The following is a 13,852-nucleotide window of genomic DNA, read 5'->3' on the forward strand; positions in this document are numbered from 1 at the left end:
TTCTTAACTACGTATTAAAAACAACCTTTGCTTGGCAAGTCGAGTCACCGACGCTTGCTCGGTAACTGGGGATAGAAAAACTAGGAGGTGAATCCGGATGGCAATCACTCAAGAACGTAAAAATGAACTTATCAATGAGTACAAAACTCATGAGAGCGACACTGGATCTGCAGAAGTTCAAATCGCTGTCCTTACTGAATCAATTAACAATTTGAACGAGCACTTACGTACACACAAGAAAGATCACCACTCACGCCGCGGCCTTTTGAAAATGGTTGGTAAACGTCGTAATCTGTTGACTTTCCTACGTAATAAAGACGTTCAACGTTACCGTGTGTTAATTAATAAGCTTGGTCTACGTCGTTAGTCTACAGAAGCGGGAGTTTTCCCGCTTTTTTATTAGGTTAAAAAGAATTGCGGAAGCGCCTTGTTCGGCCCCGACAAGCAAATGTTTTCTCCCATATGAAGTCCGTACCTTGACTTCATATGGGAGAGGTTATTTGCCCTCGAGGGGCTTGACACTTCCGCTAAACAGAAAATTTTTATACATATTTTAAGTCAGAGCAATTATGTGCATACTAGTAGTAATTTGAATTTATACAATAAGCTTTCATGCTTTTTTAATATAAGCTATCTTTAGTAAGATGAGTACAGCGGAATAGTCATATTTCGCATCATCCTCCTAAGTGATTTAGATGGAGAGGGGTAAAATTATGGAACAAATGAAACATGAATATTCGATGAATTGGGCGGGGCGCAAGTTAACCGTCGAAATCGGTCAATTGGCAAAGCAGGCAAACGGTGCAGTATTGGTTCGCTATGGTGATACGGCCGTATTAAGTACCGCAACAGCTTCTAAAGAACCTAAAAACTTGGATTTCTTCCCATTAACAGTTAACTATGAAGAACGGTTGTATGCTGTTGGTAAGATTCCTGGAGGGTTTATTAAACGAGAAGGTCGCCCAAGTGAAAAGGCTATTCTTGCCAGCCGCCTTATCGATCGTCCTATCCGCCCGCTTTTTGCAGATGGATTTCGTAATGATGTTCAAGTAATAAGCATTGTGATGAGTGTGGATCAGGATTGTTCGACTGAAATGGCTGCAATGTTCGGGTCATCATTGGCACTAAGTACTTCAGATATTCCGTTTGAGGGACCAATTGCTGGTGTTATTGTCGGACGTATTAATGGGGAATTTGTTGTTAACCCAACAGTTGAACAGGCAGAACAGAGTGACATTCACTTAACAGTTGCTGGTACAAAAGATGCAATTAATATGGTTGAAGCAGGGGCTTTAGAGGTTCCCGAGGAAATCATGCTTGAAGCAATTATGTTTGGTCACAATGAAATTAAACAACTAATTGAATTCCAAGAAAAAATTGTTGCCGAAGTTGGCAAAGAAAAAAGACAGATTACATTGTATGAATTAGATGCAGAGCTCGAAGCTGAAGTAAGAGGTATGTGTGAATCAGAAATGATCAGTGCTATTCAGGTTCAAGAAAAGCATGCTCGTGAGGATGCCATTAAAGAAGTTAAAAACCAAGTTTTGGCTAAGTATGAAGAACAAGAAGCAACAGCTGAAGATTTGAAACAAGTCAAACAAATTTTGGACAAGATGGTTAAAGGTGAAGTCCGCCGCTTAATTACGGTTGAAAAAATCCGTCCAGATGGACGTAAAATTGATGAAATCCGACCATTATCGTCGCAAGTAAGTATATTACCTCGTACCCACGGGTCAGGGTTATTTACGCGTGGACAAACACAGGCTTTAAGTATTTGTACACTTGGAGCAATGGGTGATGTACAGATTCTTGATGGTTTAGGAATTGAAGAAGAGAAACGCTTCATGCATCATTACAACTTCCCTCAATTCAGTGTAGGGGAAACAGGTCCAATCCGCGGACCGGGCCGCCGTGAAATTGGCCATGGTGCCTTGGGTGAACGTGCCCTTGAACCGATTATTCCATCTGAAAAGGATTTTCCATATACGATCCGCCTTGTTTCTGAGGTTCTAGAATCCAATGGTTCCACTTCTCAGGCAAGTATTTGTGCAAGTACATTGGCGATGATGGATGCAGGTGTGCCAATTAAAGCACCTGTCGCTGGTATTGCCATGGGTCTTGTGAAATCTGGCGAGCACTATACGGTATTATCTGATATTCAAGGGATGGAAGACCATCTAGGAGACATGGATTTTAAAGTTGCCGGAACTGCTAAAGGTGTTACAGCACTGCAAATGGATATTAAAATCGAAGGTCTTTCCCGCGATATTTTAGAAGAGGCCCTGCAGCAAGCTAAACTGGGAAGAATGCATATTTTGGATTCAATGCTTGCTACAATTACGGAACCAAGATCAGAGCTTTCTCAGTTCGCACCGAAAATCTTAACGATGACAATCAACCCTGATAAAATCCGTGATGTCATTGGACCGAGCGGAAAACAAATCAATAAGATTATCGAAGAAACCGGCGTTAAGATTGATATCGAGCAAGATGGTACTGTTTTTATTGCCTCGACTAACCAAGAGATGAATCAAAAAGCGAAGAAAATCATTGAAGATATTGTTCGTGAAGTTCAAGTCGGAGAAATGTATCTCGGCAAGGTAAAGCGTATTGAAAAATTTGGTGCCTTTGTTGAAATTTTTGCCGGAAAAGACGGACTCGTCCATATTTCGGAACTTGCGGAAGAGCGGGTAGGAAAAGTGGAAGATGTTGTTAAAATTGGCGATCAATTCTTAGTTAAAGTAACTGAAATTGATAAACAAGGCCGTGTAAACCTATCACGGAAAGCAGTTTTGAAGGAACAGCGCGAAAAGGCTGAAGAAAAGCAGTAAGTCAGGGCACACACCCTGACTTTTTTTCATATTAAAGCGTCCTCAAGCGCTGCGGTTTTCTGTTCTACCTTGTCCCTTCCATACATAAAGTGTATGGAAGGGGGAAAGGCAGATGAAAAAGGCTTGGATTCTTTTAGTAATAGGTTTGGCTGCATGGATATTAGTTAACAATCCAATTGTGAACAAGTATGTTGCTTCAATAAAGCAATCAGAAGTCCCGACAATAAAGCAGTCAGATTCTCTATATCAAAGTATCGTTAAACATGCTTCTACATACGAAATACCACCTTCTGATGCGAAAATCGATAGGGTTTGGAAGGCCATTCCCGGATATAACGGACTCAAAGTGGATCTTACAGCTTCTTATAAAAATATGAAGAGTAAAGGCATTTTTGACGAAAAGAAACTGGTATTTACCCAAACAAAACCACAGGTGCATCTGCAAGATTTGCCACCTTCCCCAATTTATAAAGGGCATCCTGAAAAACCTATGGTATCCTTCATTATTAATGTTGCTTGGGGAAATGAATATTTATCGGAAATGCTTGCAACCCTAAAGAGGCATCATGTAAGCGCTAGTTTTTTTCTAGAGGGGAATTGGGTTAAACAAAATCCAGAGCTAGCAAAAATGATTGTCAGTGCTGGACATGAGGTAGGAAATCATTCTTATTCACATCCGGATATGAAGCGGTTGACAGCACCATTGGCTCGGGAGCAAATAACGAAAACGAATGAAATCATTGAAGCAGCGACTGGTGTGAAATGTGTTTGGTTCGCTCCGCCAAGCGGCAGCTATCGGGATGAGACGATTAAAGTAGCTGATGAACTAAATATGTTAACTGTAATGTGGACAGTGGATACAGTGGACTGGAAAAAGCCATCTCCCGAAGTCCTGATTAATCGCGTGATGTCAAAAATTGATAACGGGTCAATGGTGCTGATGCATCCCACAGAATCAACAGCAAATTCACTCGATAAATTAATTACATTAATCGAGCAAAGGAATTTAAAGATTGGTACGGTCTCAGAATTAATGAACGAGGAAAGAATACAAAAATAAATTTAAGCAAGAAAACTCTTAAAATTGGAGAAAATAACTTCTAGAAAGTATAATAAATAATTGGAGTAGTAGCATCTGCTGTGTATAGACAGGAGGAAGTCGATGATTAATAAATATACTTGCCAAAATGGAGTAAGAATTGTATTAGAAAATATTCCTACCGTACGTTCCGTTGCCATTGGTGTATGGATTGGAACTGGTTCTAGAGATGAGAATCCACAAAACAATGGGATTTCCCATTTCCTAGAGCATATGTTTTTTAAAGGAACGACCACGCGTTCTGCAAAGGACATTGCTGAATCCTTTGATAGCATTGGCGGTCAAGTGAATGCCTTTACCTCAAAGGAATATACATGCTATTATGCCAAGGTTCTTGATACACATTCTCAATTTGCCTTAGATGTGTTAGCAGATATGTTTTTTAATTCCACTTTTGTTGAGGAGGAATTAAAAAAGGAGAAAAACGTTGTTTTAGAAGAAATAAAAATGTATGAAGATACACCGGATGATATCGTCCATGATTTACTAAGCAGAGCCGTATATGAAAATCATCCGCTTGGATATCCAATTCTTGGGACGGAAGAAACACTTAACACATTTACTGGTGGCACACTAAGAGAATATATCCATGAAAGATACACACCTGAAAATGTGGTTATTTCCATCGCAGGTAATGTATCTGATGCATTTATTCAGGAAGTTGAAAAATATTTTGGGAGCTATCAGGGCGGCTCAAAGGAAAACGTTGAAAATGTTCCCGTTTTTCATTCCAATCGAATTTCAAGAAAAAAGGAAACGGAGCAAGCTCATTTATGTATTGGCTTTGAGGGTCTAAAGGTTGGACATGAGGACATCTATAGTTTAATTACGCTTAATAATATTTTGGGCGGCAGTATGAGCTCGAGACTATTCCAAGAGGTACGTGAACAAAGGGGCTTAGCTTACTCCGTGTTCTCTTACCATTCTGCCTATCAGGATAGTGGGATTGTCACTGTCTATGGCGGAACTGGTGCGAAACAGCTAGATGTTTTATTCGATACAATTCAAGAAACACTTGAGAAATTAAAGCAAAATGGGATTACCGAAAAAGAATTAAATAATAGTAAAGAACAGCTTAAAGGCAGCTTGATGTTAAGTTTAGAAAGCACAAATAGCCGAATGAGCCGTAATGGCAAAAACGAACTTTTATTACGACGCCACCGTTCCCTCGATGAAATTATCGAGCAGATTGATGTCGTTACGAAGAAAAGTGTAGACGACATGGCAAGAGCCGTCTTTACAGACAAATATTCAGTGACTTTGATCAGTCCAGATGGTGAATTTCCAAATAAATTATCGTAAATAAGAAAACAGTTCGCATTCCGAACTGTTTTTTCTTTAGTCTAAATTTGGACTTCCTTCTATAAACTAGTAGAAAGGGATGTAGAGGGAGGCTTTTGGATGAGGCTCAGTGAATTAAGCGGTAAAGAAATAGTCGATGTAAAAAGAGCCGAGCGATTGGGGGTGCTAGGATCGACTGACTTAGAAATTAATGAAGGAACTGGTCAAATACAAGCGCTGCTAATTCCTTCATTAAAGTGGTTTGGCTTTCGAAAGCAAGGCGAGGAAATCAGAGTACCATGGCATCATATAAAGAAAATAGGTGCTGATATGATCATCATAGATGTACCAGAAGAAGATTAACTATATGAATTAAAAAAGGCGCAAGCAAAACATCATTTGCTTGGGCTTTTTTAATTTTACCCATGGTGGAAAACTCACCGATTGAAGCGTCCTTACATAAGATGGTGGAGTGATAAGAAGAAAAGCAGGAGCTAAACAATTAAAAGAATTCCTAGTTGGATTTTTAAAAAAGAAGGTGAATGTTTTCATGCTGACAGGGATGCAAATAGCCGTGATTGGCGGGGATGCCAGACAGCTGGAAATTATCCGCAAGTTAACCGAATTAGATGCGAGAATATCGCTGATTGGTTTTGAACAGCTTGACCACGCCTTCACCGGTGCAGTCAAGGAAAAGTTGGATGAAGTAAATTTTTTAAATATGGATGCTCTTATTTTACCTGTGCCAGGTACAGATTTGGAAGGCCAGGTAGAAACAATTTTTTCAAATGAAAAGGTAATTATTACAGGCGATATGCTGGAGAAAACGCCTGAACATTGTACGATTTATTCAGGGATTAGTAATTCATATTTAAATGGAATTACAAAAATGAGCAAACGGCCTTTAATCCAATTATTCGAGCGGGATGATGTTGCCATCTATAATTCTATTCCAACTGTAGAAGGAACGATTATGATGGCCATACAGCATACCGATTTCACGATCCACGGCTCAAATATTGCCGTACTAGGCTTAGGAAGAGTGGGGATGAGTGTGGCCCGAACCTTTGCAGCACTAGGGGCAAAGGTAAAGGTAGGGGCTAGGAAAAGTGAACATTTGGCAAGAATCACGGAAATGGGGCTCACTCCCTTCCATTTAAATGATTTAGTGAATGAAATAAAGGATACCGATATTTTAATTAATACGGCTCCGCATTTAATTGTTACGGCAACAGTCATTTCCAAACTGCCTGCCCACTCACTTATTATTGACCTGGCTTCCAAACCAGGCGGTACTGATTTTAGATATGCGGAAAAAAGGGGAATAAAGGCCTTGCTTGCCCCTGGTCTCCCTGGAATTGTGGCTCCAAAAACAGCCGGTCAAATCCTGGCAAATGTTTTATCCCAACTGCTTCAAGATGATTTAAGTAGGCGAAAGGGGAAAGTAAAATGAGTTTAAAGGGTAAAAGGATTGGCTTTGGCCTAACTGGCTCACACTGTACGTATGATGCTGTATTTCCGGAAATTGAAAAATTAGTTCAGGCCGGCGCAGAGGTAATGCCAGTTGTAACTTTTACAGTTAAAAATACAGAAACCCGTTTTGGTAAAGGGGAAGATTGGATTGAGAGGATTGAGGATTTAACAGGACATAAGGTGATTGATTCCATAGTCAAGGCAGAGCCTTTAGGACCGAAAATCCCGCTTGATTGTATGGTAATTGCTCCTTTAACAGGTGTTTCAATGAGTAAATTTGCTAATGCGATGAACGACAGTCCCGTCTTAATGGCTGCCAAAGCTACTCTTAGAAATTTAAAGCCAGTCGTGCTTGGAATTTCAACGAATGATGCACTTGGTTTAAATGGTGTAAATTTAATGAGGTTAATGGCAACGAAATATATCTATTTTATTCCTTATGGTCAGGATGATCCGGTGAAAAAACCAAATTCAATGGTTGCGAGGATGACGCTGTTATCTGAAACTGTGGAAGCAGCAATTGAAGGCCGACAGATTCAGCCCGTACTAGTCGAAAGGTATAAAGACAGTGACTAATTCTCCCTATTCTTTCAAAATGAATAAGGTGTTTCATGCTGTTCCGCCCATTTTCATTAAAAAAGGTTATTTCTGAAAAGGAATATGTTAAAATAAATTAACTATTCATCAGTGGGGGGATAACTCCCGCTGGTGACATATTCAATAATAAAAATGACCAGAAATTATACACGTGGAAGATTGAAGGGAGAACATGTCATGAGTAAGCAAGATGGTTATCATGTTGCGGTTGTTGGAGCAACAGGAGCAGTAGGACAACAAATGATACAAACACTAATTAATGAAAATTTCCCAATAAAAGAACTTACTCTTTTATCCTCAGCCCGGTCGGCAGGGAAAAGAGTGAATGTTAATGGTCAGGAATATACGATTCGAGAAGCGAAGCCTGAGAGCTTTGAAGGAGTCGAAATTGCGTTATTCAGTGCCGGTGGAAGTGTATCAAAGGAACTTGCTCATGAAGCGGTAAAACGTGGTGCCATCGTCGTGGACAACACTAGCGCATTTAGAATGGATGAGGATAAACCATTGGTTGTTCCGGAGGTAAACGAAGCGGACTTGCTTCACCATAATGGAATTATTGCTAACCCAAACTGCTCAACGATTCAAATGGTTGTAGCCTTAGAACCTGTTCGTCAGAAATATGGGTTAAAAAAGGTTATTGTATCAACTTATCAGGCGGTTTCAGGTGCCGGGGCTGCAGCAGTAGAAGAATTAATGGAACAGACAAAGTCTATTCTTAATAAAGAAACATTTGAACCAAAGCTTTTACCGGTGAAATCTGATAACAATCATTACCAAATTGCATTTAATGCAATTCCACAAATTGATAAGTTCGAAGAAAACGGTTATACATTTGAAGAAATGAAAATGATAAATGAAACAAAGAAAATTATGAACATGCCGGAATTACAGGTTTCGGCAACGTGTGTCCGTCTTCCAATTGCAGTTGGGCATTCAGAATCTGTTTATTTCGAAATTGAAGCAGAAGACGTAAGTGCGAATGATATCAAAGCATTATTACTGGATGCTCCAGGAATTATTTTACAGGATGATCCGGAAAATCAAGTATATCCAATGCCGGCAAATTGCGTTGGAAAAAACGATGTCTTTGTGGGACGGATTAGGAAAGACATCGATGAAGACCGCGGGTTCCATATGTGGGTAGTTTCCGACAACCTACTTAAAGGAGCAGCATGGAATTCAGTTCAAATTGCCGAAAGTTTGGTTAAATTAGGTTTGGTTAAATAAAGATACAACCAACAAAGGTAGGTTTTGGTGTCACCATGAAAATTATTGTCCAAAAATTTGGCGGTACATCTGTCAAAGATGAGAAGAGCAGGAAACATGCAGAAGGTCATATTAAAAAGGCATTATCAGACGGTTATAAAGTTGTTGTGGTTGTTTCCGCAATGGGGAGAAAGGGAGACCCTTATGCAACCGATACCTTATTATCATTAATCGGCGGGAATTCAAGTAAAATCTCAAAACGAGAACATGATTTGTTATTGTCTTGCGGCGAGGTTATTTCTAGTGTCGTTTTTTCGAATATGCTAGTGGAGAGCGGTATAAAGGCAGTGGCTTTAACGGGAGCTCAAGCAGGTTTTAGGACCAATAACGACCATACAAATGCAAAAATCAACGAAATGAAATGTGACAGGCTTCTAAGGGAATTAGAGAATAATGACGTAGTTATTGTTGCCGGTTTTCAAGGTGCGGCAAAAAATGGTGACATTACGACGATTGGCCGCGGCGGCAGTGATACCTCAGCCGCAGCCCTAGGTGCGGCCCTTAACGCCGAGTGGATTGATATTTATACCGATGTCGAAGGAATCATGACTGCAGATCCGCGCATTGCTGAAAATGCCCGTCCGCTTCCTGTTGTCACTTATACAGAAGTTTGCAATATGGCCTATCAGGGTGCAAAGGTCATTCACCCAAGGGCAGTAGAAATTGCGATGCAGGCAAAAGTGCCGATTCGCATTCGCTCCACTTATTCCGATGCCCTTGGCACATTAGTAACAACATTAAATAGGAATAATCGCGGCAGTGATATCAGGGAACGAGTTGTAACAGGGATTGCTCATGTTTCAAATGTCACCCAAATAAAGGTTTTTGCGAAAAAAGATCAATACTATTTGCAGTCTGAAGTGTTTAAGGCGATGGCTAATGAAAAAATCAGTGTAGATTTTATCAATATTTCACCAAACGGTGTTATTTATACAGTCACGGAAGAAATGACGGACAGTGCTATCCAAGTCTTAAATGAATTGGGGCATGACCCCGTTATTGAACGCCATTGTGCGAAGGTTTCTGTTGTAGGAGCAGGGATTGCAGGTGTGCCAGGAGTAACCTCGAAAATCGTTACCGCCCTTTCCGACAAAGGAATTCGTATTTTACAATCGGCGGACAGCCATACAACTATCTGGGTGCTGGTAAAGCAGGATGACCTAGTTAAATCCGTCAATGCCCTGCATGATGCGTTTCAATTAGAAGAGGAAGTATTTGAATACAATTTTACAGATCTCTAATGGTTATACAAAAAGTGACCATTCGCGAAAAGAAATAAAGAGATACATTGGCTGATGGGGCTGACCATCTGTATCGAAAGGAGTAGGAAAAAATGGTTCATTTCGGGCGAGTATCTACGGCAATGGTTACCCCTTTTGATAGAAAAGGGCATATTGACTTTGCAAAGACCACTCAATTAGTAAATTATTTAATTGAAAATGGAACAGATTCTTTAGTAGTTGCCGGGACTACCGGAGAATCCCCAACATTATCGAAGGAAGAAAAGCTGGCATTATTTGATCATATTGTAAAAGTTGTTAATAAGAGAATTCCAGTGATTGCTGGTACGGGAAGCAATAATACTTATGCCTCGATTGAATTGACTAAAAAAGCAGAGCAGCTTGGTGTGGATGCGATTATGGCAGTCGCTCCCTATTATAATAAGCCAAATCAAGAGGGGTTATTTCAGCATTTCAAAGCAGTCGCTGAAGCTACTACACTTCCGCTAATGGTTTATAATATTCCGGGAAGGGCGGCAGTAAATATCCTTCCAGAGACTGTAATTCGTCTTTCAAAGATAGCAAATATTGTTGCTGTAAAGGAAGCAAGCGGGGATTTAAATGCAATGACGCATATAATTGCTAATACGGATGACGATTTTGTTTTATATAGTGGTGATGATGGCTTAACAATTCCCGTTCTGTCAATTGGCGGAGTGGGAATAGTCTCAGTTGCTTCACATGTCATTGGAAATGAGATGCAGGAAATGATTAAAGCATTTTTTGATGGCGAGAACCGCAAGGCAGCTCAATTACATCAACATTTGCTTCCGATTATGCAGGGATTATTTGCTGCTCCAAGTCCTGCTCCTGTTAAGACTGCGCTGCAGGTAGCGGGAATGGATGTTGGCTCAGTAAGACTGCCGCTTGTGGGCTTAACCGAACAAGAGCGAGCAGCCTTAATTTCGATATTAAATAAGAAATAAAAAGTAAGAGCCAGCCAAAAAGGTTGGCTCTTACTTTTTTCCTGCTGGTTAATATAGCTAATTAAGTTGTAAAGGTTTTCTGAAATCAAGTATAATAATCATAACTGATTTCGGTCGGGTACAGAAAAGCGGAAGCGCCTTGTTCAGGGGCGACAAGCACAAGACGAGCCGGCCGAAAGGTTGTTTTTTAACCTTTTGGTCGGATTGGCTTGTGACCTCGAGCCCCTAGGCGCTGGAGCTAGACAATTTTCAAAGTTCAAAGTTCAATTCATATTGAACAACAGCATAGGAGGATATAGAAATTGATACAGAAAAAAAATAATTCCATTAAGGTCATTTCACTTGGTGGTATAGGAGAAATCGGAAAGAATATGTACCTTGTAGAAGTGGATAAGGACATATTTATCATTGATGCGGGCTTAATGTTCCCCGAGGAAGAAATGCTTGGCATCGATATGGTTATTCCTGATATTACTTATTTAAAAGACAATAAGGAACGGATAAAGGCTATTTTTTTATCACACGGACATGAAGACCATATTGGTGCGCTTTCCTTTGTTTTAAGCCATGTTGATGTGCCTGTCTATGGGACGAAATTAACACTTGCGCTAGCAAGTGCAAAGCTAAAGGAGCAGAACTTTAATAGGAAGGCAAATTTCATTGAAGTGGATTCCGATTCGATTGTAGAATTTGATTCTGTAAATGTAAGCTTTTTTCGAACAAATCATAGTATTCCTGATTCAGTGGGAATTTGCATCCACACTTCTGAAGGAATAATCGTTTATACTGGCGACTTTAAATTTGATCAGGCGGCAACCAAGCTTTATAAACCGGAAATTGGAAAAATGGCAGCCATCGGTGACCAAGGGGTTTTATGTTTATTGTCTGATAGTACCGAAGCTGAAAAACCGGGCTATACAGCATCTGAAGCGATTGTAGAACGAGAAATGTCGAATGCTTTTTATAATGCACCTGGCAGGATCATTGCAGCTTGTTTTGCATCAGATATCAACCGAGTCCAGCATATTTTTAATGCGGCTAGGGAGAATGGACGGAAAGTTGCCGTTGTTGGGAAGCGTCTTGAACGAATTTACCATATTGCCTTTGATTTGGGATACTTAGAAGTTCCGGAAGATTTAATAATCTCGATTAGTGAGCTAAAGGAATATCAGGAACGTGAAATTGTCATTTTAATGACTGGCAGCCAAGGTGAGCCAATTGAGGCGTTGCAGAAAATGGCTAAGCAAACACATAAACTTTTAAATATCCAAACGGGGGATACCGTTTTAATCGCTGCTTCGCCACTTAGGGGAAGCGAGGTATTTCTATTCAAAACAATTGATCTGCTGTTTAGGGCAGGAGCTAATGTGATTTCTGGTAAGCGAACGATTCATGTATCGAGCCATGGCAGCCAGGAAGAGTTAAAGTTTATGATTAATTTAATGAAACCGAAATTTTTCATTCCTGTACATGGAGAATATCGGATGTTAATGGCCCATAGAAAAGTGGCCATCGACTGTGGACTGACAGACGAACAGATTTTTATCCCTGACCGAGGTGATGTCTTGGAATGGAAGGAAGGAACAATGTCTATTACTGGAAAAGTTCCCTCCGGTAATGTCCTCATCGATGGGATTGGTGTAGGTGATGTTGGGAACATCGTATTACGGGACCGTAGACTTTTATCTCAAGACGGTATTCTCATCGTGGTTGTAACCTTAACAAAGCAAGATAAGAAAATTGCTGCAGGCCCTGAAATCATTTCAAGAGGATTTGTCTATGTTCGCGAATCGGAAAAATTGATGGAGGATTCGACAAAATTAGTCCGGGATATTGTCGAGAAAGTTACTGCAAAAGGTTCATTTGAATGGGCAAGCTTAAAGCAAGAAATAAGAGATGACTTATACCGATACTTATATGAAAAAACAAAAAGAAGACCAATGATCCTTCCGATTATTATGGAAGTGTAAAGATAAGGTACTGGGGCGCTGCTTCAGTACCTTTTAATCTTTCAAGCATGAAATCATATCATAGGTAAATACTAAAATATATCATGCTTGAAGGGAGTATTAGGATGAATAAAGATATTCAAAAAAATGATACTGATAACCAAGAAGGCGGAGAGCCGCAGAAAGAAGAAAAGGCTCCTTCTGCCTTAATGGAAAAAATTCAGCAGCTTGGGCAAACAAATGTGCCACAACTTTCACAGGATTCAAAAATTCATTGTTTAACGATTATTGGGCAAATTGAAGGACATTTAGCCCTGCCGCCGCAAAATAAAACAACAAAATATGAACATATAATTCCTCAGCTTGTAGCGATTGAACAAAACCCCAAGATTGAAGGAGTTTTGATTATTTTGAATACCGTTGGCGGCGATGTGGAAGCGGGTCTAGCGATTTCCGAAATGCTTGCGACACTTTCAAAACCGACTGTTTCAATTGTATTAGGCGGCGGGCATTCAATTGGTGTACCAATTGCTGTATCCTGTGACTATTCATATATTGCTGAAACGGCTACCATGACCATTCATCCGATTCGTTTAACAGGTCTTGTGATTGGCGTCCCGGCAACATTTGAATATTTGGATAAAATGCAGGAGCGGGTAGTCAATTTTGTTACGAAGCATTCAAAAATAACCGAAGAGACGTTTAAAGATTTAATGTTTGCAAAAGGGAATTTAACAAGGGATATCGGCACGAATGTTATTGGTGTGGATGCCGTGAAATATGGATTAATAGATGATGTCGGCGGTCTTGGACAGGCAATGAAGAAGTTAAATGAAATGATTGATTTGCAAAAAGGAAAGAATGAGGGGCTGATTCAGTGATTTTATATACGATGATGCCGAATGAGCTAATATTTCCATATGAAGCTGACATGATGAATAAACAACAGATGATTACCTTTCAGGGGATACCGCTATTGGTAGATGCTGCTGACCAGCAAAATGTTCAGGTTGTCCGCATTCTAAGCAGCGACCCCCAGCATTTTTTGGACGAACGGATTTGCCCTGGGGCAAAAATTTCCGTGAACCAGGAAGGATTGTCCGCATTGTAGTAATAGAGTATGGTATAATCGGGATATGTAAACAGGAGC

The 13,852-nt window shown here is 40.1% G+C and carries 13 protein-coding genes; all 13 read left to right on the top strand.

All coding sequences use genetic code 11. The features are described 5' to 3' along the window. Window positions 1-97 precede the first annotated feature (97 nt). Entirely contained in the window at window positions 98-367 is a 270-nt protein-coding gene (rpsO, locus tag AA980_RS02815; protein WP_024026799.1) for a 30S ribosomal protein S15, read from the top strand. 346 nt (window positions 368-713) lie between these two features. Next, a complete protein-coding gene (gene pnp / locus AA980_RS02820) occupies window positions 714-2,831 on the top strand; it encodes a polyribonucleotide nucleotidyltransferase (protein ID WP_024026798.1) in 2,118 nt (705 codons plus the stop codon). 112 nt (window positions 2,832-2,943) lie between these two features. Then, on the top strand, window positions 2,944-3,891 hold the full coding sequence (locus AA980_RS02825; protein ID WP_024026797.1) for a polysaccharide deacetylase family protein: 948 nt from the start codon (window positions 2,944-2,946) through the stop codon (window positions 3,889-3,891). 102 nt (window positions 3,892-3,993) lie between these two features. Beyond that, on the top strand, window positions 3,994-5,232 hold the full coding sequence (locus tag AA980_RS02830; RefSeq protein WP_024026796.1) for a M16 family metallopeptidase: 1,239 nt from the start codon (window positions 3,994-3,996) through the stop codon (window positions 5,230-5,232). A gap of 99 nt (window positions 5,233-5,331) precedes the next feature. Then, entirely contained in the window at window positions 5,332-5,574 is a 243-nt protein-coding gene (locus AA980_RS02835; protein ID WP_024026795.1) for a YlmC/YmxH family sporulation protein, read from the top strand. 187 nt (window positions 5,575-5,761) lie between these two features. After that, window positions 5,762-6,664 carry a dipicolinic acid synthetase subunit A gene (dpaA, locus tag AA980_RS02840; RefSeq protein WP_024026794.1) on the top strand — a complete coding sequence of 301 codons (903 nt, stop codon included), beginning with the start codon at window positions 5,762-5,764 and terminating at the stop codon, window positions 6,662-6,664. Further along, window positions 6,661-7,260 carry a dipicolinate synthase subunit B gene (gene dpaB, locus AA980_RS02845; RefSeq protein WP_024026793.1) on the top strand — a complete coding sequence of 200 codons (600 nt, stop codon included), beginning with the start codon at window positions 6,661-6,663 and terminating at the stop codon, window positions 7,258-7,260. Before dpaA ends, dpaB begins: the two co-directional genes overlap by 4 nt. Before the next feature lie 198 nt (window positions 7,261-7,458). Further along, window positions 7,459-8,508 carry an aspartate-semialdehyde dehydrogenase gene (gene asd / locus AA980_RS02850; RefSeq protein WP_024026792.1) on the top strand — a complete coding sequence of 350 codons (1,050 nt, stop codon included), beginning with the start codon at window positions 7,459-7,461 and terminating at the stop codon, window positions 8,506-8,508. A 35-nt stretch (window positions 8,509-8,543) separates the two neighbouring features. Further along, window positions 8,544-9,788 (top strand): aspartate kinase, encoded by a 1,245-nt coding sequence (gene dapG / locus AA980_RS02855; protein WP_024026791.1) that lies wholly within the window; start codon window positions 8,544-8,546, stop codon window positions 9,786-9,788. Window positions 9,789-9,880: 92 nt separating this feature from the next. Further along, window positions 9,881-10,753, top strand: a complete 873-nt coding sequence (dapA, locus tag AA980_RS02860) for a 4-hydroxy-tetrahydrodipicolinate synthase (protein ID WP_024026790.1) — start codon at window positions 9,881-9,883, stop codon at window positions 10,751-10,753. A 302-nt stretch (window positions 10,754-11,055) separates the two neighbouring features. Beyond that, window positions 11,056-12,723, top strand: a complete 1,668-nt coding sequence (locus tag AA980_RS02865) for a ribonuclease J (RefSeq protein ID WP_024030616.1) — start codon at window positions 11,056-11,058, stop codon at window positions 12,721-12,723. A 188-nt stretch (window positions 12,724-12,911) separates the two neighbouring features. Next, the gene (locus tag AA980_RS02870; RefSeq protein WP_235815188.1) at window positions 12,912-13,583 is read left to right on the top strand and encodes a ClpP family protease; all 672 of its coding nucleotides are present in this window, start codon (window positions 12,912-12,914) and stop codon (window positions 13,581-13,583) included. Then, on the top strand, window positions 13,580-13,813 hold the full coding sequence (locus AA980_RS02875) for a YlzJ-like family protein (RefSeq protein WP_024030618.1): 234 nt from the start codon (window positions 13,580-13,582) through the stop codon (window positions 13,811-13,813). Before AA980_RS02870 ends, AA980_RS02875 begins: the two co-directional genes overlap by 4 nt. Window positions 13,814-13,852: the final 39 nt, after the last annotated feature.

It is taken from the genome of Neobacillus vireti (assembly GCF_001026695.1).
GTDB lineage: Bacteria > Bacillota > Bacilli > Bacillales > Cytobacillaceae > Neobacillus > Neobacillus vireti.